This is a genomic window from Legionella taurinensis (assembly GCF_900452865.1).
Taxonomy (GTDB): Bacteria; Pseudomonadota; Gammaproteobacteria; order Legionellales; family Legionellaceae; genus Legionella_C; species Legionella_C taurinensis.
Genome location: NZ_UGOZ01000001.1, coordinates 2,592,973 through 2,616,242, shown reverse-complemented (window position 1 = coordinate 2,616,242; position 23,270 = coordinate 2,592,973). Strand labels below are relative to the sequence as shown.

Here is a 23,270-nt window from a genome sequence, read left to right as displayed (position 1 = left end):
TCTCCATTAATAACAAAAAAAAAAGGAGGACGCAGCAACTTTTTTGCTACCGCGTCAGGATTGGGTTAGTTTATTGAAACGAGAATTAATGCCTGAAATGGCGGATGCCAGTGAAAATCATTGTCAGATTGGCCGCGTTGGCGGCGTCGATCACCTGTTGATCACGCAGCGAACCGCCGGGCTGGATGATGGCGGTAACACCGGCTTTGGCGGCAATCTCGATGTTGTCGGCAAAAGGAATGAAGGCATCTGACGCCATCACCGCTCCCTGAAGAGAAAAACCCGCTTGTTCGGCTTGCCAGGCGGCGATGCGCGTACTCATCACCCGACTGGTTTGACCGGCGCCGATGCCGACGGTGGCCTGCTCTTTGGCAAAAACAATGGCATTGGATTTCACGTATTTCACTGCCTGCCAGGCAAACAGTAAATCCTTCCACTCGTCTGGCGTCGGTTGTCGCTGGGTCACTGCCTTCAATTCGTCCGGGCGGATAAAGCGGTGATCACTGTCTTGCACAAGCAGGCCTCCACTTAAGGTACGCAGGCTGAATTCAGGTTGAGGATGATCGTTGAATTGGCCGGTCGCGAGCACCCTGACATTGGGTTTGGTCAGCAGAACGGCCTTTGCCTGTTCACTGAATGCCGGCGCAATGAGAACCTCGGCGAATTGATTGTCAATAATGCGCTGAGCTGTTTCTTCATCCACCGGGTAATTAAAGGCCAGAATACCGCCAAAACTTGACGTCGGATCGGTTTCAAACGCGCGCTGATAGGCCTGGATCAACGTGTCTCTGGCTGCGATGCCACAGGGGTTGCCGTGCTTGACAATCACGCAGGCGGGGGTGTTTCTATCCAGGGCTTTAACGCAATCCAAAGCCGCATCCGCATCGAGCAGATTGTTGTAAGACAGGGGTTTTCCCTGCAGGAGCCTCGCTTTCGCCAGGGAATCGCTGGCGGCTTGCTTGTTGGCATAAAAAGCGGCTTGCTGATGGGGGTTTTCACCGTAGCGCAACTCATAACATTGCTGAAACTGGGTACTGAAAACCGTAGGGAAGGGCGCTGTTTTTTTATTATCATCCAGGCTGTTTAAATAATTGCTGATGGCTGCGTCATAGGCGGCAGTGTGGGCAAAGGCTTTTTTAGCCAGGGTCAGGCGCCAATCGGCAGGCATTTTGTTAAGGCTTAGATACTGTTCAAGCGCGTCATAGTCTTCAGGCGACACGATAACCGCGACATGCTCATGATTTTTGGCCGCTGCACGAATCATGGTTGGGCCGCCAATGTCGATAGTGGCGATGGCATCATCCAAGGTGCAATACGATTGACTGACGGTTTGTTCAAAGGGATACAGATTAACGATCACCAGATCAATGGGAGTAATGCCCTGTGCCTCCAGAATGGCGTGATCCTGTTCGCCCCGCGCCAGTAAGGCGGCGTGAATGGCGGGGTGCAGGGTTTTGACACGGCCGTCCATGATTTCAGGAAAACCGGTGCGTTCGCTGACTTCGGTGACAGTAATGCCTGCTGCCCTTAAGGAGGCGGCGGTATTACCAGTCGCGATGATTTCGATGCCATGCTGGATTAAACGCTGCCCCAGTTCAACGAGGCCGCGTTTGTCGGACACGCTTAACAACGCCCGACGGGGAGTAAAAGGCAATTCAGTCACGGCATCCTCCAGAAAATCAACGGCGTTTAAAAATCAATAAAGACCATCCATCCAGCGTATGACTGCCCTCGTGGACAAAGTCATCGTCATAGTGTTGTAGCATTTGCGGTGTCTGGTCTAAAAGAAGACCTGAAACGACCAATTGCCCTCCCGGCGTGAGTAGCGCTTTAAAACGGTCTTTCAAGGTCAGCAACGGCGCAAGCAGAATATTGGCAATGAGCAGATCCGCCCCGGGTTTTAAAGAATCGGGAAAACCGATAAACAGGGGCATGGAGGCCATTTGATTGGTGTCGGCATTATTTCGGGTCGCGAGGAGTGCCTGTTCATCAATGTCAACGGCCTGAACGGACGCGGCGCCCAGTTTGAGGGCCGCCAGGGCTAAAATGCCGGAGCCGCAGCCGTAATCAATCACGGATTTCCGGGTTAAATTGGCTGCATCGAGCCAGCTTAAACAAAGCGAGGTGGTGGGATGGGTGCCGGTGCCAAAGGCAAGGCCGGGATCCAGAATCAGATTAACGGCATCCGGTTGCGGCGGCTCAATCCACGATGGGCAAATCCACAGACGCTCGCCAAATCGCTGCGGCTTGAAATCATCCATCCACACCCGTTCCCAATCCTTTTCAGGCAGGGTGTCAAGACTAAAGCGCAGGTGCGGGTAGTTGGGGGAGAGGGTTTTAATTGCCTGGGCAGCAGCCTCTTCCTCCGTGTACAAAGCCTGAATAACGATGTCCGGCCAGAGCGGTGTGGTGCCCGGTTCGGGTTCAAGAACCGGGCTGTCGTGCCTGTCAGTCAAGGTAACGGACACAGCGCCCAAGCCCTCCAGCGCATCGCTTAGAGCTTCGGCTTCGTCAGGCCGACAGATTTCAATGTGCAATTGATACCACACAGCCTTATTCCTTCAGCATTTTTTCAAGATAATGGATATTGGTGCCGCCTTCAATAAAGGCCCTGTCGCGCATGATACGCTGGTGCAGCTCAATGTTGGTCTTGATGCCTTCAATGATGATTTCATCCAGGGCATTGCGCATTCTGGCAAAGGCCACTTCCCGCGTCTCACCGTAGCTGATTAATTTACCAATCATGGAGTCGTAATTGGGCGGTACGGTGTAACTGCTGTAAAGATGCGAGTCAAAGCGAATGCCGGGACCTCCGGGTTGATGCAGCAGGCGGATGGTGCCGGGACTGGGCATGAAGTTTTTAGGATCTTCCGCATTGATACGGCATTCCACGGCATGGCCGCGCAACTGAATGTCTTCCTGCTTCAGCGTAAAAGGCAGATCGCTGGCAATTTTGATCTGTTCTTTAATCAAATCAATGCCCGTGATCATTTCCGTTACCGGATGCTCAACCTGAATACGGGTGTTCATTTCGATGAAATAGAAACAGCCGTCCTGGTATAAAAATTCAAAGGTGCCCGCACCGCGGTATTCCAGATCACGGCAGGCCTTAACCACGCATTCGCCGATTTCACGGCGTAATTCCGGCGTAATGCCAGGCGCCGGCGCTTCTTCCACGACTTTTTGGTGGCGTCGTTGCATGGAGCAGTCGCGTTCACCCAGATAAATGGCGTTGCCTTTGCCGTCCCCCAGTACCTGAAATTCAACATGGCGTGGGTTTTCGAGGAATTTTTCCATGTAAACCACGGGGTTATTGAAGGCAGCCTTCGCCTCACTGCGGGTTAAGGCAATGGCGTTCAACAGGTTGGATTCGCTGTGAACCACACGCATGCCACGACCGCCGCCGCCTCCGGCCGCTTTAATGATAACCGGATAGCCAATTTTACGGCCCAACTCCAGATTATAGTCATCATTATCCCCCAACGGCCCATCGGAACCGGGAACGCAGGGAACGCCGGCTTTTTTCATGGCAGCAATGGCGGATACTTTATCGCCCATTAAGCGGATGGTATCGCCGCGTGGGCCGATGAAACGAAAGCCGCTTTGCTCAACAATGTCGGCAAAATCGGCATTTTCAGAAAGAAAACCATAGCCGGGATGAATGGCAACGGCATCGGTGATTTCCGCTGCGGAAATAATGGCTGGAATATTCAGATAGCTTTTCTGCGAACTGGCAGGACCGATGCAAACGGTCTCGTCGGCCAGACGCACGTGCAGTAAATCCTTGTCGACATCGGAATGCACGGCGACGGTCTGAATCCCCAATTCCTTACAGGCCCGCAGAATACGAAGCGCAATTTCACCGCGGTTGGCGATTACAATTTTACTGAGCATGACTCACCCCTTATTCAATGACAAACAGGGGTTGATCGTACTCAATCGGATCGCCGTTGCCGGCGAGAATCGCTGCAATGGTACCGGCCTTGTCCGCTTCAATTTCATTAAACATTTTCATGGCTTCAATAATGCACAGGGTATCACCGGCCTTGACTTTTTGGCCCACTTTGACAAAAGGCTGGGCATCGGGTGAAGGGGAGGTGTACAGGGTACCCACCATGGGCGAACGAACCTTGTGGCCATTCACCGTGGCGGATTCCGATTCGGCTGCTGCCTGCGCCTGGGGCGCTGCCGGCGCGGCAGGCGCCTGCACAGGCGCTGGCTGCGGTGCGTAGCGCACAGGCTGAGCGGCTTCGACCACATGGCTGTGGCGGCTTAAGCGAACGGATTCTTCGCCTTCTTTAATCTCGATTTCTGAAATACCGGTTTCGTCGAGTAATTCAATTAATTTCTTGATTTTACGGATATCCATGGATAACTCTCTAACTAATTTTAATTAAGACCATTCTTCAATGATTGCTTCAAGCGCCAGGTTATAACCCTTGGTCCCCAGCCCGCTGATGACACCCCGGGCAATGTCTGACAGATAGGAATGGTGTCTGAACGATTCCCGTGCGTAGATATTGCTGATGTGCACTTCAATGAATGGGATGGGTACGGAACTCAAGGCATCGCGAATGGCAATGCTTGTGTGGGTAAAGGCTGCCGCATTGACAATCAGGTAATCAATTCCATCTTCGGCGGCTTTGTGAATGAGGTCGATAAACTGACCTTCCGCATTGGTTTGCCTGCAGGTTAAATGAATATTAGCTGCCTGCGCCTGGTTTTCCAATGACTCATCCAGTTCGGACAAGGTAGCCACTCCATAGATGGAGGGCTCGCGTGAACCGAGACGATTCAAATTGGGTCCGTGCAGCACCAGAATTTTTTTCATAGACACCCGGATGGATAAAAAGATCAGGGATTCTGCCTGATCTTTGCAATAATGTCTATATTTAAGATGATATCGGCACGATGTCGGCATGTTCTCTTCCAGTTTTTTAGTCCATGAACAGAGAACCCGTTGAATTTCCCAGGCAAACTTCTGTCCCGGTTTTCTCTATGCTATGGTTGATAAAGTGATGTGATTAACGAGGGACTGTTGTATGGCCACCACCCATATTACCGATGTGACGCTGCGTGACGCGCATCAGTGTTTAATTGCCACGCGCCTGCGTACCGACGACATGCTGCCTGTGTGCAGGAAAATGGATGAGGTCGGCTTTTGGGCGATGGAAGTCTGGGGCGGCGCGACGTTTGATGCCTGTTTGCGTTTTTTAAAAGAAGATCCCTGGCAGCGACTGCGCCTGCTGCGCAACGCGTTGCCCAATACCCGTCTGTCCATGCTGCTGCGAGGCCAGAATCTGTTGGGCTATCGCCATTATGCCGATGACGTGGTGGACGCATTCATTGGCCTTGCAGCCAATAATGGTGTGGACGTTTTCCGCGTTTTCGATGCCTTGAATGATGTCCGCAACCTGCGTGTGCCCATCGCCAGCGTCAAAAGGCATAAAAGGCATGCGCAGGGAGCCATTTGTTATACCACGAGTCCGGTGCATACGCTGGCCAATTTTGTGGACATGGGCAAGGCGCTGGCCGATTTGGGTTGTGATAGCCTGGCCATCAAGGACATGGCTGGGTTATTAACCCCGAGCGCGACCGTCGAATTATTCACGGCCCTGGCTGAGGCGACCGGGCTGCCGGTGCACCTTCACACCCACGCCACCTCCGGATTAGCCGCGATCTGCCATTATCAGGCCGTTTTAGCCGGTTGTCAGCACATTGATACGGCGATTTCTTCATTTTCAGGAGGGGCCTCGCATCCTGCCGCAGAACCCCTGGTGGCCGCTTTGGCAGAAACAGAATTTGATACCGGACTTGATTTGAATTTATTATTGGAAATTGGCGACTATTTCCACGACGTTCGTAAAAAATACCAGCAATTTGAAAGTGAGGCGCGCGACATTGATCCCCGGGTCCAGCTTTATCAGGTACCGGGTGGAATGATTTCCAACCTTTACAGCCAGTTGAAAGAACAACAGGCATTGGGCAAGGTGGCCGAAGTCCATCAGGAAATCCCCCGGGTACGAAAAGATCTGGGTTACCCGCCGCTGGTGACGCCGACCTCCCAGATCGTCGGCACCCAGGCGGTCATGAATGTGTTGACCGGCGAACGGTACAAGACCATTACCAATGAGGTGAAGTTGTATTGCCAGGGCAAATACGGGGCTGCCCCCGGTAAAATTAATCCCCGCGTATTGAAAAAGGCCATTGGCCAGACAGAAATCATTGATGTGCGCCCGGCGGATTTAATACCGAATGAATTGGCCCGATTGCGCAGCGAAATTGGCGGGTTGGCCCTGTGCGAAGAAGATGTTTTATCCTTTGCCATGTTTCCGGAAATTGGCCGCCAATTCCTTAAGGAGCGGCAGGACAATGCATTGACGCCGGAACCCCTGATCAGTCCTGATGCCTCTCAAAACAATGAATTGTCTGAATTCGACATCATTCTTCATGGCGAAAACTACCATGTGAAAGTGGCCGGTTACGGTACCCCTGCACGCGGGCAGCAATCCTGCTTTCTCTGGGTCGACGGCGTACCGGAAGAAGTGATTATTCAACACGACGACAGGGAACCAAACGAGCCGACGGCCATTAAAAAAACAACCGGACCCGGCGACATCAAAGTGGCGATGCCAGGCACTATTGTCAGTATTCAGGTGGCTGTAGGCGACAGGGTAAAAGCCGGTCAAGCCCTGTTTGTGCTGGAAGCCATGAAAATGGAAACCGAAATTCAGGCGCCGTTTGCCGGCACGGTGGCGGCGGTGTGGTGTGCCAAAGGCGACAAGGTCACGCCGGCGGATACCTTAATGGAGCTCCAACAACACCCTTAAAGGGCGTGTTTTCTTCCGGCTTTAAGAGCCCGTTCGCGTACCCCTTGCCAGGCCGGCGTGTCCGGTGGAAGTTCCATGGCAAGAAGGGGTTCCTGCGCTTCATCGGCTTGACGAAGCTGGAAATACAGTTCATAAGCCAGGATAGCCGGATCGGCAGGCAACTGATAGCCGGTTTGCTCTGCAAAGCGGGTGTTTTTCTGAAATGAAAGGACATACACCTGACCGCTAAGCTCTTTCAGAAACGTTTCCAGGGCGTTCGAATCCTCAAAGCAGTACAAGGGTTTTTGCGGTTGATAATGGTGTTCAAGCCGTCCCGGAGCACGCAGTGTGCTGTGTTCTTTCAATTCCTGTCCGGGCAGCAGGGCCGCCAGCATGGCTTCATCCACCATGCCGTGACGTAAAATCTGGTAACCTTGGGGATCGGTGGCCGCCACGATGGTGGATTCAATCCCTACCTCGCAGCGGCCGCCGTCTAAAATCAGTAATGGCGCATGGGGAAAACTTTGCTGCACATGCTGTGCGGTTGTGGGACTTATTTTGCCGAATGGGTTGGCGGAGGGGGCGACTAAGGGTTCACCGAGCCGGGTTAATACCTCCTGGATAACCGGGTGTCTGGGGCAGCGGATGGCGAGCGTGGTCTGGCCGCCATTGACCAGCGGGTGAACATTGTCCGGATGACTGGGCAGCACCAGCGTCAAGGGACCGGGCCAGAAATGGTCAATCAGTTTTTTGGCATAGTCAGGCAGAGAGGTGACCCAGGTAGACAAATCCCAATGCTCCGCCACATGCATGATCAGCGGATGATTGAGCGGGCGGTTTTTCAAGGCAAATAGGCGGCGTATGGCCTGTTCATTTTCAGCACTGCCTGCCAACCCGTAAACGGTTTCGGTTGGAACCGCCACAATGTCGCCCTGACGAAGGCGTGTAACAGCTGACTCAATATCGTGTGTAATCGTACTCATATCTCAATTCAATTGGCCAAGGCCCAGTTTCCTCTCTGGTGGCGGCATGGTAGCACAACCCGGGCCGTGACTACAAAAAAACATGAAAAAAGTGTTTACTGTTAGCATAAAAAAGTGCCGAGTTGTGGTCTGGTCGAGCGATCAGATGGGAGTAAGTAGGAAATACCTGATTAAAAATTGAAGATTTTAAAAATAAAAAATTTATGTTAGCTTGACCGATACCAATTAAGGTTTAATGTCGAATTTTTAGTAATAGTCGAATTCAAAAAAACAGGCTGCTCGAAAAGCGAATATTAAATTTTAAAAGGACCATGCCGGACAACAGGGGATGTTCGTTGTTCGGCGGGATGATCAACATGGGCGCATGCTGCAACACGATTGCCTCATATTTATTAATCTTAAAGGAGTTATGATTAATGCATAAATTATACTTAACACCGCTTGCGGCTGCGCTCGTTATGAGTGCCTCAGTCCAGGCTTCCCAAGCTGTCAATCTTAATCAAACCTCACTGAAAAGCTTGCAACAACAATTTCACCTGGCTCTGCCTGGTGCAAAACAAGCTTCAGCGGTTTCTAAGGATTCCCTGCAATTCTTAAAAGAACACACTGATAGAAATCATGTTTCTCACATCCGAATGCAACAGCACTACGCCGGGTTCATGGTGCATGGCGGTTATGCCATCCTGCACAGCGGCAAAACGGCCAAAGGCTTGCTGGCCAGCCAGGCGGATGTCAACATGAATGGTGTGGTTTACACTAACCTGCAAAGCGAATTGGGCCAACCGGCGGCTGATTTCGTCAGTGGCGGCCAGGCGGCGCTGCACCATTTTGCTGAAGCCTACCAGGGCAAAGACGTCAGCGAACAGCAAGTCATTCCCATGGTGTATGTTGACGATCAACACAACGCGCACTGGGCTTACAAGGTCAGTGTTTTCGTTCGTCATGACGACAAAATCCCCGAGCGTCCCACAGCCATCGTGGATGCGAAAACATTCAAACCGTTTGTCCAGTGGAACGATGTCAAGACCATCCGTACCGCGGCCAAGGGAAGGGGTTTTGGCGGTAACCATAAAATCGGCGAGTACGAATTTGGCGCAGGCAGCTACCCTTACCTGGAGCTGACCCGTGATGCGGATGTTGAAATGTGTTACATGGAAAACACCGATGTCAAAGTCGTCGACATGGACCATCAGTATTACTCCAATAACAAGCCCATGCGTTTCAGCTGTACTGGCGATGGTGCTCAGGATACGTTCTGGACCGGTTACAAGGCCGATGGTTACGATCGCGACAATGGCGCTTACTCTCCCACCAACGATGCGCTGTACGCCGGTTATGTCATCAAACACATGTACCACGATTGGTATGGTGTTGAAGCCTTGGTGAAAAAGGACGGTACCCCCATGCAGCTCGTCATGCGAGTCCACTATGGCTCTGGCTACGAAAACGCTTACTGGGATGGCAAGCAAATGACCTTCGGTGACGGCGAGTCCATGATGTATCCTTTGGTCTCCCTGGGCGTTGGCGGTCATGAAATCAGCCACGGTTTCACCGAGCAACATTCTGATCTGGAATACTACGGTCAATCCGGTGGCATGAACGAAGCCTTCTCCGACATGGCGGCTCAGGCAGCAGAATACTATTCTACCGGCCACAACAGCTGGCAGATTGGTCCTGAAATCATGAAAGAAGACAGCGGTTGGGATGCTCTTCGTTACATGGACAAGCCAAGCCGTGACGGAATGTCCATCGACACAGCGGATGAATACCGCAGTGGTCTGGACGTGCATTACTCCAGTGGCGTATACAACCACCTGTATTACCTGCTGGCCAACATGCCAGGCTGGGATGCACGCAAAGCCTTTGATGTCATGGTGAAAGCCAACATGGACTACTGGACACCGTATGTCAATTTTGAAGAAGGCGGTTGCGGTGTATTGAATGCAGCCATCGATCTTGGTTATTCCGTTGATGATGTCAAAAAATCATTGGCTGATGTCGTTATCCATACCGACTCCTGCCTGCTGAACACCCATCCCAAGGGTTAAGCAGTTGTGAAGAACTCAACCAGATACTGTCCGACAGTATCTGGTTTTTCCATGTGCAAATGATGCCCTCCACCCATACGGATGACTTCCAGGGTATTTACTGCTTTAACCCGTCCCTCAATGTCCTTTTCGTCAAAATTAAATCCCTGTTCAGCCAGAATAAGACAACTCCTGGCCGTTATTTTTTTAAGACAGGAAAGAATCTGCCCTTCGGTCAGGCGCAGAGGCGTGGGTGCAATCAGGCGCCGATCATGCCGCCAGTAATAAGAATCGCCCTGTTTGCGCACACCGCGTTCACACAGAATGGCCGCATGTTCTAAGGACAAATAGCCGCGTTTTGCCCGGGCATGTGCGGCAGCTTCCAGTGAAGGATAGGGCCGTTCCTCTTTGTTTTTATCGTTTAAATGACGGGCATAATGGGTCAATTGTTCACAACAACGGGCCTCTGGACTGGAAAAAGGGCCAATGGCTTCGATCAGGGCCATGGCACGGATCCGCTCTGGAATTACCCCGGCCACAAGGCTTGCAAGGCATGCACCCATGGAGTGCCCGAGTAAATGCACGGTATCGAGATGAAGGGCGTTGATTAGATTGACTAAAGTAAAAATGCCATCAAAAAAATGATAATGGCACCCGGGGGGTAAATGCGACGACAAGCCGTGTCCAGGTAAATCAACGGCGATTAATCGAAAATCGCGGGCCAGGATTGGGGCCAGCAGATTAAAACTGCCGGCATTATCCAACCAGCCGTGCAGTGCCAGAATGGCTGGACTGTCGGGGCTTCCCCACTGTTTATAGGCGAGGGTGAAGCCCGGGATCTTGATTTTGCCAAGGGTTGCTTTCATATCCGTCGGGGTAGCAGGGTCAAACCCCTAGTTCATCATGGTTATTCGTGTAACCGCAAGATTTATATTAAAATTAAACAGACAACAGGCTAAGGCAAACCATGAAGAGTGAGTGTTATTCGGGCATACAAGGCGTTTTTTTGGTGATATGCTCTAAGTAGACGCTCTGGAGGTGTATTTCGATGCAGGAGACAAAATCGACTCTGTCCATTATAACCTACAACATCCATAAAGGATTTGGTGTGGGCCGCCTGCGCTTTTTGTTACCCGAAATGCGGGATGCTTTAGCGGAGCTTAATCCGGATTTTGTTTTTCTTCAGGAAGTTCAGGGCCTGCATCGACGCCGTGAAAAGCGCATTAATGAATGGCCAGAGGCACCCCAGTTTGAATACATGGCCGAGAAAATCTGGCCTCACTACCTCTATGCCAAAAATGCGGTGTATCAGTCCGGTCATCATGGCAATGCCATCATCAGTAAATACCCCTTTACCGCTTTTGAAAACATCAATCTGTCCACGATGAACCGCGCCTCGCGCAGCATCCTGCATGGGCAAATCCAGCTGGAGGGCGCACCGATGAAGACGGTGCATTTGCTCTGTGTGCATCTTGGCTTGTTTAAAGCCGAACGGGCGTCACAATGCGAAGCCTTGATGCAACGGATTGCTGATGTCATTCCAGAAAATGAACCCTTACTGATGGCGGGTGATTTCAATGACTGGCGCCGGCATTTATCCAAACCGCTCGCCGAGGAATTAGGTATCCATGAAGCCTTTTATCGTACTGAAGGGCGGCATGCCCGTTCATTCCCGGCGATTAAGCCGGCCTTGTGTATCGACAGAATTTATTTTCGCGGTATGGAAGTGAGGGAAGTGCAGTGTTTACAGGGAAAACCCTGGCGCATGCTCTCGGATCATGTGCCCTTGTTTGCCCGGTTTGAGATTATTTAAAGCGAAGTCGTCAGGAAGTCGGGCCAAACGGCCCGACAGGTTCCTTTATTCCATGTCAGGGCGGTATTCACCGAAACAGGCGGCGCTGTTTAAGCGGGCGCGTTTCAGCAGGGCTGCCTGGGCCGCTTCGACATTTTCTGCCTTGCCACCCCAGATTTTAAGGCAATCTTCCTGCAGCGCACGGCCATATGAGAAACTCAGCGTCCAGGGTTGGTAGCCGGTGCTGTTAATGGCATTTAAGTTAACCGTGGCCTGTTGTGGTGTCTGGCCGCCAGAAAGGAAATTGATGGTGGGGACAGCCGCGGGAACGTTGCTGCGGAACACATTAATGGTGTAATCCGCCACTTCTTCCGGCGAACTGAAGGGAACTGCTTCTTTTCCAGAGGTGACCATGCTGGGCTTTAATACGATTTGCTCCAGATCCACCTGATGAATGAACAGGGAGTGGAACAGTTCATGCAGCACCATTTCATAGGCTTCCGCACAGTGGTCAATGTCGTGGTTGCCATCCATCAACAATTCCGGTTCAACAATTGGCACAATGCCTACAGACTGGCAAACGGCCGCATAACGGGCCAAAACTTCCGCGCCGGCTTTAATGGCTGTCAGGCTGGGTGTGTATTCCGTGATGGAGTACACATTGCGCCATTTGGCAAATTTTGCACCCAGCTCTTTGTAATAGACCAGGCGGTCTTTCAGGCCGTCTAAACCCTGGGTGATTTTTTCATTGTCGGTATTGGCTAAATCAACCAGGCCTTTATCCACTTTAATGCCGGGCATAATGCCGTTGTTGGCAAACAGTTGGGCGATGGGGGTGCCATGCTGGTCTTTATGCTGGAAGGTTTCCTCAAAAAGGATAACGCCATTGATGTACTGCTCAAGGCCTGCGGTATTGGCCAGTAACAGGCGGTAATCACGGCGGTTGTCTTCGGTGTTTTCAACGCCGATGCTTTCAAAGCGTTTGCCTATGGTGCCATTGCTTTCGTCAGCGGCTAAGATACCTTTTCCATCCTGAAGAAGGTGGTCCATGATGGCGGATAATTCATCGTAAAACATTGTAGCCTCTCTCCTCGTCATTAAAACGGTTTTATTTTATTGTCATTGCTGCTTTTATGCGAGCAGCGTGAATTACTTTGATTGTGATTTTAACGGGAAATGTATTTCTCACGAATAATTTGTTGCATGGCGAACCCTCGTTCCTTGAGGTCATTGAAGGCATCATCGATCATGCCGGGATTTCCGCACAGGTACACCAGGTCTTCCTCGGGGTTGAGATTTAACTCAGGGAAAGCGCGCTGCACATACCCTTTATGTTCATGAGGCAGGAGGTTTTCCTGGCTTTCCCGGCTTAAATGAGCCCTGAATGTCACCTGGGGAAATTCCTGAGCCAGCATGAGGAACTCATCGGTATACAACAGATCCTCCCGACGCTGCACCCCCTGCAGGATGACAATTTTTAATTCAGGCTGTTTACGCAGGCGGTCTTTTAACGCATCAATCATGGCCCGGTAAGGGGTAATCCCGGTACTGGTGGCTGCCAAAATGAGGCGTCTGGGGGTATCCTCTTTCAGGATAAGGCGGCCAAAGGGGCCATTAATATTAATCGTATCACCGGGGGCTAAGTTAAAGAGAAGCTGGGTGCCTGGACCGCCCTCGACATAACCGGCGGCAAATTCGATACGGTTGTTTTGCGTGGGAACATTGGCGATACTGTAGCTTCGCTTCAGCATTTTTCCTTCATGCTCAAAGTGTATGGTTATAAATTGTCCAGCTAGATAATCAAATGCGGGGGACAGATTGGCGCGGAAAATAAAATGCTTTACATTGGGAGAAATCATAAACGCTTCTTCCAATGTAACCGGAAAGGTATTAACTTGCATGGTGTTCAATAGTTCAATAAGAAAGACACTAATATAGGGGAAAAATTACGCATTGCAAGTGTCCCTTAATTATTTAGGTATATAATTAACCTATGGATCAGAATGATTTAATCGTAATGATCGGCAATGTCAGCCGTTCACTTTTTCCAGTCCAGCATTTAATATCCGGGTTGGCGTACCTTATCGGCATCACTTTTTTTTTCGTGGCCATTGCCAAACTTCGCCGCATCGGCGATGCGCGCGCCAGTGGCGGCAGCCATGAAAAGATGTTTATTCCCCTGGCTTATTTTTTAGGCGGCGCGGCATTGTTGTTTTTGCCCTCCGCGGTTCAGACCTTATCCAATACCACCTTTGGCATGGGCGGCAGCTTCAGTTATGCCAAATACAATCCTTATGACATCACCAGCTCCATGACGGTTGTCATCCAGACGGCCGGGCTCATCTGGTTCGTTCGCGGCTGTACTCTGTTAGTCAGTGCCAGCGAACCCGGTGTACAGCATGGGCCCAAGGGGCTGGCTTTCCTGTTTGCCGGCATTCTGGCGATGAATTTCCAGATGACGCTGGCCACAGCCAACACATTGCTTGAAAAAATGATTAACGTCACCTTGAGCTTTAAAGCATCGCAGGGCTATTAGCGGTCGGTTTCTTCTTCATTACAGATTTTAAGATTATTTTCGCGGGCAAATTCCAAAATGGCATGATAGATCTGGGGACTGGTGTCTTTGAGTTTCGGATCAAGAAGCACGCATTTATAGCCGTCGGTATTGACACTGGGTTGCAGCAGCGGGGAATACTGGATGCGGCTGTTTTTGAAGCTGGCCATCGCACCGCTCATGCGTTCCGCCCAGTCGCTGGGTCTGAAAGGCTTCCCCTGGTCGGTTATTCCTTCGATAACGATTTTTTTATCGGTGGATTTGTCAGTCATGTCTCAGGCAATTAAAGAACAGTATGCCTAGTATAGCATCATCAATAACAAACAACGAAGCCATAGCTCTGAGGCCTCGTGTTATGCTAGCATGGTAGGGTTTTTATTTGGTGAGAGTTCGCGTTGTGAAGCAGAAAGAAAGTCATTCTGGCATTTATTTGTTGCCTAATTTGTTTACTACCGCAAGTCTATTTGCCGCCTTTTATTCCATTGTTGCGTCCTTAAAGGCACACTATGAGCCCGCTGTCATTGCTATCTTTATTGGGATGCTGGCCGATGGCCTTGACGGCCGCATTGCCCGACTGACCAATACTCAAAGCGAATTTGGCGCGCAATACGACAGTTTGTCGGACATGGTTACGTTTGGCGTAGCCCCTTCGCTGCTTCTGTACAGTTTCAGTCTGCATACCCTCGGCAAAATAGGCTGGCTGGTGGCGTTTCTTTACACCGCCGCCGTGGCCTTGCGCTTAGCCCGTTTTAATACCCAGGTTGGAGTTGCTGACAAGCGTTATTTCCAGGGGTTAGCCTGCCCGCCAGCCGCAGCCATCGTCTCGTCGTTGACGTGGTTTTGCTACCAGAATCAGTTACACAATCTGTTCATTGCCATTGTCACCGCATTGATTGCTGTGTCCACCGCGGTGCTGATGGTCAGTAACATTCGTTATTACAGTTTTAAAGAGGTGGATTTTAAAGGCAAGGTTCCTTTTCTTTACCTTTTATTAATGATCATTTTATTTGTCGCTATTGCGGCCAATCCGTCAGTGGTCTTATTTACCGGGTTTGTCCTGTATGCCTTGTCAGGACCGCTGAAAACCGTGGTCACCCTTTACCGCATTCGCCAGCGCGGGGATTAGGATTATTCAGGCTCGCCAAAACGGTTATTAATCAATTCCACCAGAGCCTGTTCCATGTGCTCTTCGTCGGGGCCTTCCATTTGAAGGGTAAGCTCCGTGCCTTTACTGGCGGCAAGCATCATGACACCCATAATGCTTTTGCCGTTGATGGTTTGAGAACCTTTGGTTACGTCAATGTGACTCTGAAATTTCGATGCAGTAGACACGAATTTTGCAGAGGCTCTGGCGTGAAGGCCCAACTTATTGATGATAGTCACGGTTGTTTTAATCATAGCGCCATCAATGTAACATGCACGCGGGTTTGTCTCAACGTCCCGGCGCATAATCTTTAAAATTAACTTCCAGCCTGCAATTGTTTCAGTACCTGGACCAGTTCATCCGATGAGGATGCGCTGCGGCATTGGTCACGAAATGCCTCGGAACTGACCTGTTTTACGATCGCCGAAAGCACTTTTAAATGCTTCTCCGGGTGATGTTCAGGCCCGAGCAGGCCAATCACCAGATCCACGGGCTGTTTGTCTTCGGCCCCGAAATCCACTGGCCGTTGCAGGCGGATAAAGCAGGCGGCAGGGGCATCGATGGCGGAGAATCGAACATGGGGAATCAAAAGACCATGGCCCAGGGTGGTGCTGCCCAGACTCTCCCGATGCCAGTAAGCTTCAAATAAGTCATTGGCATTCAATTGAGGGAAGTCGTCACTGAATAACTGGCTGATTTTAGCCAGTACCGCTGTTTTACTGTGTGAACAGCCATCGATCAAGATGCGGTGTTCATTAAGCAATTGAAAAAGCTGCATAAATGCTGATTGTGGGTAAAAGTTGCACTATTTTACCCCTTTTGGGTCATGGTTGACAATGCAACCGTTGAATTATACCGGTTAAATAATGGGGAAGCAGGAAGAAAATGAGGATAAAAACAAGCCATGCCCCTGGCATGGCTTGCAGGCAGGTTTACTCGCGGTGATCGCGAATTCTTTCCTTGTGATCGATTAATTGCCTGTCGAGTTTATCGACCAATTCATCGATGGCAGTATACATGTCTTCGGATTCTGCGCGGGCATGCAGCTTGCCCTTGGCAATCAGAACGGAGGCCTCTGCAATTTGACGGAGTTTTTCTACATCAAAAATCACATTAATGGCGGTGATTTTATCGAAATGACGCTCCAATTTATCAAATTTATCCTGCGTAAAAGCCCTCAAGGCAGGCGTCACTTCAACATGGTGGCCTGTGAAGTTGATTTGCATAACATTCTCCTTCAATTGATTAACACTTAACTACGGATGGTCTTGCGCTCGTTTGAGGGAGCAATACCCATAGCCTCCCGGTATTTTGCCACAGTACGGCGTGCCACGTGAATGCCCTGCTCGCCTATTAGTTGGGCAATCTTACTGTCACTCAACGGTTTTTTACGGTTTTCTGCGGCAATGAGTTTTTTAATGACTGCGCGGATGGCAGTGGATGAGCATTCACCCCCATTGGCCGTGGCCACATGGCTTGAAAAGAAATATTTTAATTCAAAAACCCCGCGGGGCGTGTGCATGAATTTTTGGGTGGTTACCCTTGAAATGGTTGATTCGTGCATGTCCAGAGCCTGGGCCACATCATTCAATATAAGTGGCTTCATCGCTTCATCGCCGAGCTCAAGAAAATCCTGCTGGTATTTGACAATGCAACTGGCCACTTTCAACAGCGTTTCCTGACGACTTTGTACGCTTTTTAAGAACCAGCGGGCTTCCTGGAGATTGTTTTTCAAAAACTGGTTGTCGGCGCTGTTGTCGGCACGCTGAATTAACGCAGCATAATGATTGTTGATGCTTAAGCGGGGCAGTGTGTTGTTATTTAAAAAGGCCTGCCAGACGCCGTCGATTTTTTTGACGGTGATATCGGGAATAATGTATTCGGTGGTGGCCTGATTAATGAGACTGCCGGGTTTGGGATTTAAGCTTTGGATGATCTGCAGAACCTTGTCCAGGGTTGTTTCGTTCACCTGGTAATTCTTCATCAATTGCCGATAATTATGCTGGCCCAATAATTCAATGTCATTGCGAAGGATGCGTTTGGCCAAGGCCAATTCTTCGTCTTCTTCCAGTTGTTGAAGCTGAACCAGCAGCGTTTCAGCCAGGCTATTGGCAGCGCAGCCGACGGGGTCGAATTGTTGAATACGGTGTTTGACTGCAATAATTTCTTCAATTTCGATGGGGCAATGCTCACTGTTGAGGCTGGCATGCAGTTCGTCAACCGGTACAGTGAGAAAACCATCATCATCGACAGCGTCGATAATGGCTGTGGCAATAACCCTGTCCACATCGCTCATGGGGGTTAAGTCAAGCTGCCAGCGCAGGTGATCCTGCAGGTTGGTTGTGGTGCAGTACAAATTGTCATAATTAAAATCAGGCTCGTCGAAGCTCGCTCGTTTATTGGTGTTTGAATAAAGCTGCGACCATTGGAAATCCATGAATTCATCCTGGGGCTTGTTTTGTTCAGGACTCGGTTCTTCTTTTTCCTCATGGGGTGTGGCTTCAAGCATGGGGTTGGATTCTACGATTTGCTGGATTTCCTGTTGCAAGTCAATCGTAGACAGTTGAAGCAAACGGATGGCCTGCTGAAGCTGGGGCGTAAGGGTTAATTGTTGCGAAATACTGAGCTGCAACGATGGTTTCATGCAAATCCTCTTTGTAACATCGCTTTTAGTATAAGTTTAACTGATTCAGAAGGATTATCCAGTAGGGGAACAGAGTAAATTGCGGTGGGTTTGGCGCAAGGCATTGATTAATGGCTCCTTTTTAATGGGGTTGGTCTTTAGTTGGGCAAATATTGTTATTTTTTTTACTATGAATTTTATTATAATTTTTTTAAATTAATAAATAAAATTTTTAATAAAAAATAATGAAGTTTTTTCTTTGACTTTTTTAAGTTATTTTCTTAAAAATAGATGGTGATATTTATATGTTTTGGTAATTTAATTCTAACTATAAAAAAGGAGATTATTATGGCTGGAACAAGTGAGGGCGGAAAAAAAGCAGCTGAAACAAGAGGTCACGAAAGCTTGAGTGAAGCGGGTCGTAAGGGAGGTCAAGCCGCTGATCATAAAAAAGCAGCAGAAACAAGAGGCCACGATAGCCTGAGTGAGGCCGGGAGAAAGGGAGGTAAAAACTCCCATAGAAAGGACGAAAAATAGATTAAAAAGGCGGGGTTTTTAGGAGAAACTCCGCCTTCTTAAATGCGCAAAAATTGGTGCTGTTTCTCTTCGGTATGGATACAAGGAGGTTACCATGTCAACCCATTAAAAAACAAGGTCAATGGATTATGCCCATGAGTCCGGATGCGATAAGGCCTGAAATTGAAGATCCGCCGGCCTTGGAAGAATGCCCCGATCATAGACCGAAGGATAAAAAACCAAAAAAACCGCAACAACCCCATCCCGGTACGTTCGCTGACGGGGAGCCCTGGCATTACCCCGAAACAGAGCCCTCCAGGCTCCGTATTCAAGAGCCGGATTTATAATTCATTTACCGACGAGAGCATGCACCTCGGCTGCATTCCTGTTATCCTTTTTAATTTGTCAGTTCAGGATAGTACTCATGTTAAAACAGGAATTGGACACCCCTTGCCTGGTTATCGAAAAAAGCACACTGCTTCATAATCTTGAGGAAATGCAGCATCATGCGCTACGGCACAGTATCCAGGTACGTCCTCATGTTAAAACGCATAAATGTTCGCGCCTGGCCAAATTGCAGCTCGAGTATGGCGCCATTGGCTTGAGTGTGGCGAAAGTGTCGGAGGCAGAGGTTCTCGTTAATCAGGGACTTAAGACTATTTTAATTACCTCACCTGTCGTTACTGCGGCTAAAATAGCCCGTCTGGCGGCTTGCCTGAAAAAAACCCCGGATATTCTGGTTGTGGTCGATAATGAGCAGAATCTGGCTGATTTAAATGCAGCAGGCCAAGGAATTAACACCCCAATCAATGTGCTGGTTGATGTTGATTCAGGGCTTGGCAGAACCGGTGTAAGGCCGGATTACGCCGTTAATTTTGCATTGAAACTCAGCAAATACCCCTGGCTCAATCTGGTGGGCATTCAATGTTATGCAGGGCATTTGCAGCACATTTCATCCTACGAGGAGCGTAAAACCAAATCCCTGCAGGTGATGCAAAAGGCCAGCGATATTCGAAAGGCGTTCAGAAGCCAGGATTTACCCTGCCACATTTTAACGGGTTCAGGCACAGGAACCTACGATATCGATGTGGAGGTCACAGAAATTACCGAAATTCAGCCGGGTTCTTATGCGGTTATGGATGTTGAATACAGCGTGATTGAGTCGCAGGGTAATGCGTCTACCCCTGTTTTTCAACCGGCAATGACCTTGTTGACGACCGTGATCAGTTCCAACCGCATGGAGCACGTGACGGTCGACGCGGGGACCAAAGCCATTTATGCGAATGCTCACCACAAGCCTAAAATAATAAGCCATGAAGGATTGGAATACGATTGGGGAGGGTTTGGCGATGAACACGGGAAAATTACCGCAGTTGGCAACACGCCCTTGCCTGCCAATGGCGACGTGCTTGAACTGGTAATACCGCATTGCGATCCAACCATCAATCTATTTGATCAATTTTACCTTATCGACAATGGCCGCGTTGTGGACGTGTGGGACATTGATTTAAGGGGTAAGTCGCAGTAGCGTTTCGGGCGGGGTATGCCGCCCGGCTTAAGGTTTAAGTCATTGAACCTGAAGGGGCATCGGGTAATCCATAGCTTCAGCGACAGACAGTGAATCGGATGCGGGCTGGGAAGGCATGAATTCCGTCTTCAGGGTTTCGAAACAGGCGTTTATTTCCTGCAATTGCGAATTCTTACAAAACCGCGTATTGAGGCTCAGGCTCTCAATCGCACAGGACGCCAGCAGGCTGCTGAGAAAGAAAACGCCCATTCCCAACGCCAATGCTCCAAAGGGCCCCAAGGCCAGTCCCGAAAATCCCAGCAGAATGGCAATACCGTAACTTATGCCCATGAGGGAGACGGTAGCTGACACGGTGTCTGCCGCACTGTTGATTTGAGCAAAAAAAGTGTAGCTCTTGCGGGTACTATCCATGCACTGCTTCAATCGCTCCAGGTGCTGGGATAAGACCGAAAGGGTGGTTAGACATGGGTTAAGCAAGACCTCTTCCGCTGCGGCGAGAATCCTGGTTAAATGAGGTTCAGCTTCGCTGCCTTCATAAACGTAATGCAACTCGGCTACGGCGGCAAGGAGAATCCAGCCTGCCTGAACAGCACGCAGTTTTTTCATGCGCTCATGGTCGTTGATATGATTGCTTGCCAAGAGTTGATGGTATTGGGTCTGAAGCGTGGATTTTAAAGCCTGTGCACTGTGAAGGTATGCCTCCATTGCAAATCTCCTGTTCCTTAATCCCTGGATTTACAGCGCAAAAAAAAGGCCTCACAGAGGCCAGTAACTTATTTGACTTTGGTTTCTTTATAGAGGGCGTACTTACGCAATACGGGGTCGTATTTTCGTAACTCCAATTTTTCAGGATGGTTACGAGGATTTTTGGTTGTGGTGTAGTAATGACTGCTTTCAGTCGATTTTAATTTAATTTTGATGGTCACAGCGGCCATGATTTAATCCTCTTACACTTTCTCGCCTTGGGCGCGTAATTTGTCCAGAACGGCACGGATACCCAATTTGTCAATAATACGGATACCTTTGGTGCTTACCTTTAATGTTACGAAGCGGTTTTCGCCTTCAACCCAGAAGCGGTGTTCCTGAATGTTGGGCAGAAAGCGTCTTTTGGTTTTATTGTTAGCATGCGACACATTGTTGCCCGTGGTCGGCCGCTTGCCAGTGACCTGACATACTCTAGACATGTTGTTACTCCAAAATTTCGGTGCAGCAGAATTAACAGGGGTAAGCCCACTAATTCCTGGCATTCATTTAAAATTACCGGGGTGCGAAATACAAGTGCGCTTTTATACCAAAAAATGAAGCTTCTTGCAAGATTTCTATTAATTTCAGCCAAAATTAAACGGACATTTTACGGAGAGATCGCAAATTGGCAAGTTACAGGTATAATCGCCGCCATTGTCAATGATGCGGCTATATAAATGAAAAGAACCATCAAAAGTTTCGTTCTTCGGGCAGGACGCACCAGCAACCGTCAACAACAGGGGCTTGAACACTATCTGCCTGCCTACGAATTACCTCTTGACGGCGACATGTGGGATTGGCAGACCCTGTTCAACCGCGAAGCTGAGACGGTGGTTGAAATTGGTTTTGGCATGGGGGCTTCTCTGCTGACCATGGCGCTTCGCCACCCCGAAATTAATTTTGTAGGCATTGAGGTGCATCGCGCCGGTCTCGGCAGCCTTGCCGCGGATTTGCATGAGCAGGGGTTAACCAATGTCCGCCTTGTGGCTCTGGATGCCGTCGAAATCGTTAAAACACGGATTGCAGAGGCCTCGCTGGCTGGAATCCAACTCTTTTTTCCTGATCCCTGGCCCAAAAAAAGGCATCACAAACGCCGTCTCATTCAGCCGGCGTTCGTCAGTCTGTTAGCCGGCAAGCTGAAAAAGGGCGGTTTTTTGCATTGCGCCACCGACTGGCAGGATTATGCTGACCACATGCTGGAGGTTCTTGATAACGAACCAACACTGATAAATCAACAGGCCGGGGGAGGCTTTTCGCCGCGGCCTGAGACACGCCCGCTAACCAAGTTCGAACAGCGCGGACAACGCCTCGGCCATGGGGTCTGGGACTTAATTTATCTAAAAAAATAAGGAGAATACCGTGAACAAGGGACTGTTAAAATCCGGCCTGCTTGGCCTGTTGCTGGTGTCAGGTTTGAATACGCTTCATGCCGTCACCCCGCTGCCTTTACTGGCAAAACTAACCAATACCCCCGCTGTGTCGGGCTACGAAAAACCCATCCGCGAACTGCTGAAGGCGCAATGGGGCACGGCCTTGCCCCAGCTCGAAATCGACGGCATGGGCAATCTCATTGGCCATACGACCAGCCCATCGGCCCCCCGCCTGTTGTTAATGGCGCACATGGATGAAACCGGCTTCATGGTCGAGTCGATCACTGACGATGGTTTTGTAAAAATAGTCCCGGTAGGCGGCATTGCCACTGCCGTTATTTATGCCCAGCGCTGGCATATAGCAGGCGACAAACACCCCATTACCGGCTATTCCGGTATGGATTCTCCGCATCTTCTCGGTGACAAAAAAATGCTGGGTTCGCCGGACATGTCCTTCCTGTTTCTGGATGTGGGGGCTGAAAATAAAGAGGATGCGGTGAAACGCCTGGGTATTCGTCCCGGCCTGGCGGTCACTCCGGTCAGTGAATTCACAGCGCTGAGCGACACCCGTTTTCTGGCCAAGGCCCTGGATGATCGCATCGGCCTTGCAGCCATCAGTGAAGTGCTTCAAACCGTCAAAAACAGCAGGCCAGCATACCAATTGTTTGCCGCCGCTACCGTGCAGGAAGAGGTGGGCATGCGCGGTGCGTCAACCGTCTATCAGGCGACCAAACCGGATGTCGTGATTAACGTGGAGGTGGGTATTGCGGATGATTACCCTTCATTAATCGCCGAAAGAAAAAACACCATTTTTCTTGGCAAAGGCCCCTCTGTTTTTGTCTATGACCGCTCCATGATTCCCAACCAGGCGCTGGTCAACTGGGTGAGGGACATTGCTGCAAAAAACCATATTCCAGTGCAATTGGAAGTGGAAATGGGTTATGGAGAGGACGGTTCAAAATTACAGATGTCCGGAAAAGGGGTTCCGGCGATTAATATTGGTATTCCTGTCCGCTATGCTCATCAGCATGCCGGCGTGTTTGATAAACGCGATTACCACCAGGCTGTGCGTCTTTTAACCTTGCTGGTTGAAAATTTTAATCAGGATATTGCCAAGCAAATTAAAAATGGTTAACACTATGGCAGGAAGTTAGACTTTCTGCCCGCGGAGTTGCTATTG

Annotated in this window: 27 protein-coding genes; 10 read left to right on the top strand and 17 right to left on the bottom strand. The window is 49.9% G+C overall.

Annotation, left to right across the window (positions count from 1 at the left end; all coding sequences use genetic code 11):
* Window positions 1–85: 85 nt before the first annotated feature.
* The 5 genes from purH to aroQ are packed head-to-tail and all read right to left on the bottom strand — an operon-like array spanning window position 86 to window position 4,831.
* On the bottom strand, window positions 86–1,663 hold the full coding sequence (purH, locus tag DYE45_RS11930) for a bifunctional phosphoribosylaminoimidazolecarboxamide formyltransferase/IMP cyclohydrolase (protein WP_165481657.1): 1,578 nt from the start codon (window positions 1,661–1,663) through the stop codon (window positions 86–88).
* Between the two features lie 16 nt (window positions 1,664–1,679).
* Window positions 1,680–2,549, bottom strand: a complete 870-nt coding sequence (gene prmA / locus DYE45_RS11925; RefSeq protein ID WP_108292961.1) for a 50S ribosomal protein L11 methyltransferase — start codon at window positions 2,547–2,549, stop codon at window positions 1,680–1,682.
* Window positions 2,550–2,553: 4 nt separating this feature from the next.
* The gene (gene accC / locus DYE45_RS11920; protein ID WP_108292963.1) at window positions 2,554–3,894 is read right to left on the bottom strand and encodes an acetyl-CoA carboxylase biotin carboxylase subunit; all 1,341 of its coding nucleotides are present in this window, start codon (window positions 3,892–3,894) and stop codon (window positions 2,554–2,556) included.
* A 10-nt stretch (window positions 3,895–3,904) separates the two neighbouring features.
* Window positions 3,905–4,369 carry an acetyl-CoA carboxylase biotin carboxyl carrier protein gene (gene accB, locus DYE45_RS11915; protein WP_108292965.1) on the bottom strand — a complete coding sequence of 155 codons (465 nt, stop codon included), beginning with the start codon at window positions 4,367–4,369 and terminating at the stop codon, window positions 3,905–3,907.
* Between the two features lie 24 nt (window positions 4,370–4,393).
* A complete protein-coding gene (aroQ, locus tag DYE45_RS11910) occupies window positions 4,394–4,831 on the bottom strand; it encodes a type II 3-dehydroquinate dehydratase (RefSeq protein ID WP_058530945.1) in 438 nt (145 codons plus the stop codon).
* Between the two features lie 211 nt (window positions 4,832–5,042).
* On the opposite strand from aroQ, the gene oadA reads away from it, so the two are divergent.
* Window positions 5,043–6,830 carry a sodium-extruding oxaloacetate decarboxylase subunit alpha gene (gene oadA, locus DYE45_RS11905; RefSeq protein WP_115300941.1) on the top strand — a complete coding sequence of 596 codons (1,788 nt, stop codon included), beginning with the start codon at window positions 5,043–5,045 and terminating at the stop codon, window positions 6,828–6,830.
* Here oadA and DYE45_RS11900 read toward each other — a convergent pair.
* Complete coding sequence (locus DYE45_RS11900; RefSeq protein WP_115300940.1) at window positions 6,827–7,792, bottom strand: L-threonylcarbamoyladenylate synthase; 966 nt, start codon at window positions 7,790–7,792, stop codon at window positions 6,827–6,829. The two genes, oadA and DYE45_RS11900, sit on opposite strands and share 4 nt — an antisense overlap.
* A 416-nt stretch (window positions 7,793–8,208) precedes the next feature.
* Between DYE45_RS11900 and proA the strand changes: the two genes are divergently transcribed.
* Window positions 8,209–9,840, top strand: coding sequence for a zinc metalloprotease ProA (gene proA / locus DYE45_RS11895; protein ID WP_108292971.1), 1,632 nt, complete (start codon window positions 8,209–8,211; stop codon window positions 9,838–9,840).
* On the opposite strand, the gene DYE45_RS11890 is transcribed toward proA, so the two are convergent.
* Window positions 9,837–10,685 (bottom strand): alpha/beta fold hydrolase, encoded by an 849-nt coding sequence (locus DYE45_RS11890; RefSeq protein ID WP_108292973.1) that lies wholly within the window; start codon window positions 10,683–10,685, stop codon window positions 9,837–9,839. The genes proA and DYE45_RS11890 overlap by 4 nt on opposite strands.
* Before the next feature lie 182 nt (window positions 10,686–10,867).
* Here DYE45_RS11890 and DYE45_RS11885 point away from each other — a divergent pair, with 182 nt between their 5' ends.
* Window positions 10,868–11,632: an endonuclease/exonuclease/phosphatase family protein gene (locus DYE45_RS11885; RefSeq protein ID WP_108292975.1), complete on the top strand. Its 765-nt coding sequence runs from the start codon at window positions 10,868–10,870 to the stop codon at window positions 11,630–11,632.
* A gap of 45 nt (window positions 11,633–11,677) precedes the next feature.
* On the opposite strand, the gene DYE45_RS11880 is transcribed toward DYE45_RS11885, so the two are convergent.
* Window positions 11,678–12,688, bottom strand: a complete 1,011-nt coding sequence (locus DYE45_RS11880; RefSeq protein ID WP_108292977.1) for a class I fructose-bisphosphate aldolase — start codon at window positions 12,686–12,688, stop codon at window positions 11,678–11,680.
* A gap of 89 nt (window positions 12,689–12,777) precedes the next feature.
* Window positions 12,778–13,512: a ferredoxin--NADP reductase gene (locus DYE45_RS11875; protein ID WP_108292979.1), complete on the bottom strand. Its 735-nt coding sequence runs from the start codon at window positions 13,510–13,512 to the stop codon at window positions 12,778–12,780.
* 92 nt (window positions 13,513–13,604) lie between these two features.
* Between DYE45_RS11875 and DYE45_RS11870 the strand changes: the two genes are divergently transcribed.
* Window positions 13,605–14,147 (top strand): type IV secretion protein IcmC, encoded by a 543-nt coding sequence (locus DYE45_RS11870; protein WP_108292981.1) that lies wholly within the window; start codon window positions 13,605–13,607, stop codon window positions 14,145–14,147.
* Here DYE45_RS11870 and DYE45_RS11865 read toward each other — a convergent pair.
* Window positions 14,144–14,437, bottom strand: a complete 294-nt coding sequence (locus DYE45_RS11865; RefSeq protein WP_108292983.1) for a DUF3579 domain-containing protein — start codon at window positions 14,435–14,437, stop codon at window positions 14,144–14,146. The two genes, DYE45_RS11870 and DYE45_RS11865, sit on opposite strands and share 4 nt — an antisense overlap.
* A gap of 125 nt (window positions 14,438–14,562) precedes the next feature.
* Here DYE45_RS11865 and pssA point away from each other — a divergent pair, with 125 nt between their 5' ends.
* Window positions 14,563–15,291 (top strand): CDP-diacylglycerol--serine O-phosphatidyltransferase, encoded by a 729-nt coding sequence (gene pssA, locus DYE45_RS11860; protein ID WP_165481658.1) that lies wholly within the window; start codon window positions 14,563–14,565, stop codon window positions 15,289–15,291.
* A gap of 2 nt (window positions 15,292–15,293) precedes the next feature.
* Here the strand turns inward: pssA and DYE45_RS11855 are convergent, their stop codons facing one another.
* From DYE45_RS11855 to DYE45_RS11840, 4 genes are all read right to left on the bottom strand, one after another.
* Window positions 15,294–15,563 (bottom strand): HPr family phosphocarrier protein, encoded by a 270-nt coding sequence (locus tag DYE45_RS11855; protein ID WP_058531542.1) that lies wholly within the window; start codon window positions 15,561–15,563, stop codon window positions 15,294–15,296.
* 62 nt (window positions 15,564–15,625) lie between these two features.
* On the bottom strand, window positions 15,626–16,087 hold the full coding sequence (locus DYE45_RS11850) for a PTS sugar transporter subunit IIA (protein ID WP_108292985.1): 462 nt from the start codon (window positions 16,085–16,087) through the stop codon (window positions 15,626–15,628).
* A gap of 154 nt (window positions 16,088–16,241) precedes the next feature.
* Window positions 16,242–16,535, bottom strand: a complete 294-nt coding sequence (gene hpf, locus DYE45_RS11845; protein WP_058530957.1) for a ribosome hibernation-promoting factor, HPF/YfiA family — start codon at window positions 16,533–16,535, stop codon at window positions 16,242–16,244.
* 26 nt (window positions 16,536–16,561) lie between these two features.
* The gene (locus DYE45_RS11840) at window positions 16,562–17,953 is read right to left on the bottom strand and encodes an RNA polymerase factor sigma-54 (protein WP_108292987.1); all 1,392 of its coding nucleotides are present in this window, start codon (window positions 17,951–17,953) and stop codon (window positions 16,562–16,564) included.
* A 327-nt stretch (window positions 17,954–18,280) separates the two neighbouring features.
* Between DYE45_RS11840 and DYE45_RS11835 the strand changes: the two genes are divergently transcribed.
* The 3 genes from DYE45_RS11835 (at window position 18,281) to DYE45_RS11825 (ending at window position 19,976) form a co-directional block, all read left to right on the top strand.
* Window positions 18,281–18,469: a KGG domain-containing protein gene (locus tag DYE45_RS11835; protein ID WP_108292989.1), complete on the top strand. Its 189-nt coding sequence runs from the start codon at window positions 18,281–18,283 to the stop codon at window positions 18,467–18,469.
* A 74-nt stretch (window positions 18,470–18,543) separates the two neighbouring features.
* Window positions 18,544–18,795, top strand: coding sequence for a hypothetical protein (locus DYE45_RS11830; RefSeq protein WP_133138136.1), 252 nt, complete (start codon window positions 18,544–18,546; stop codon window positions 18,793–18,795).
* Window positions 18,796–18,872: 77 nt separating this feature from the next.
* Window positions 18,873–19,976: a DSD1 family PLP-dependent enzyme gene (locus DYE45_RS11825; protein WP_115300938.1), complete on the top strand. Its 1,104-nt coding sequence runs from the start codon at window positions 18,873–18,875 to the stop codon at window positions 19,974–19,976.
* A 39-nt stretch (window positions 19,977–20,015) separates the two neighbouring features.
* Here DYE45_RS11825 and DYE45_RS11820 read toward each other — a convergent pair whose 3' ends face one another.
* From DYE45_RS11820 to rpmB, 3 genes are all read right to left on the bottom strand, one after another.
* Window positions 20,016–20,681: a hypothetical protein gene (locus tag DYE45_RS11820; RefSeq protein WP_115300937.1), complete on the bottom strand. Its 666-nt coding sequence runs from the start codon at window positions 20,679–20,681 to the stop codon at window positions 20,016–20,018.
* A gap of 68 nt (window positions 20,682–20,749) precedes the next feature.
* The gene (rpmG, locus tag DYE45_RS11815; protein ID WP_058530963.1) at window positions 20,750–20,911 is read right to left on the bottom strand and encodes a 50S ribosomal protein L33; all 162 of its coding nucleotides are present in this window, start codon (window positions 20,909–20,911) and stop codon (window positions 20,750–20,752) included.
* Window positions 20,912–20,923: 12 nt separating this feature from the next.
* On the bottom strand, window positions 20,924–21,160 hold the full coding sequence (gene rpmB / locus DYE45_RS11810; protein ID WP_108292997.1) for a 50S ribosomal protein L28: 237 nt from the start codon (window positions 21,158–21,160) through the stop codon (window positions 20,924–20,926).
* Between the two features lie 237 nt (window positions 21,161–21,397).
* Here rpmB and trmB point away from each other — a divergent pair, with 237 nt between their 5' ends.
* Together trmB and DYE45_RS11800 are read left to right on the top strand one after the other, a co-directional pair.
* A complete protein-coding gene (gene trmB / locus DYE45_RS11805; protein WP_108292999.1) occupies window positions 21,398–22,069 on the top strand; it encodes a tRNA (guanosine(46)-N7)-methyltransferase TrmB in 672 nt (223 codons plus the stop codon).
* A 10-nt stretch (window positions 22,070–22,079) separates the two neighbouring features.
* Entirely contained in the window at window positions 22,080–23,225 is a 1,146-nt protein-coding gene (locus tag DYE45_RS11800) for a M42 family metallopeptidase (protein ID WP_242602615.1), read from the top strand.
* Window positions 23,226–23,270: the final 45 nt, after the last annotated feature.